The 353-nt window shown below is 45.0% G+C and carries 1 pseudogene; it reads left to right on the top strand.

Going from position 1 to position 353, the window contains the following annotated elements:
• Positions 1-353: pseudogene (locus tag AB4653_RS27005) on the top strand (ABC transporter substrate-binding protein); the annotation flags it as partial.

The following is a 353-nucleotide window of genomic DNA, read 5'->3' as shown; positions in this document are numbered from 1 at the left end:
TTACTGAAGAGCGTAAGCGTAAAATCTTATTTACTGATAAGTACTACCAAACACCAGCCGTGTTTGTTGCTGCTAAAAGCGCGGAGTTCAGCGTTGATGAGGCTGGCTTAACGGGCAAAACCATCGGTGTTCAGCAAGGTACGATTCACGATCGCTACGTAACGGATAAGTTTGGCAGTGTTGCCAACATTAAGCGTTACACAGGGCAAGATGAAGTGTATCTGGATCTGCAAAACGGCCGTTTAGATCTAACCTTCGGCAACTCAGACCAACTGTCATTGGCTTTCTTAGACAAGAAAGAAGGTGAGGGTTTTGAGTTCAAAGGCAAAGCAGTTACCGACAAAGCCTACATT

It is taken from the genome of Vibrio sp. 10N.222.48.A3 (assembly GCF_041475345.1).
Lineage (GTDB): Bacteria > Pseudomonadota > Gammaproteobacteria > Enterobacterales > Vibrionaceae > Vibrio > Vibrio tasmaniensis_A.
Note: the sequence above shows the minus strand (reverse complement) of the source record. Positions and strands in the feature narration are given on the sequence as shown.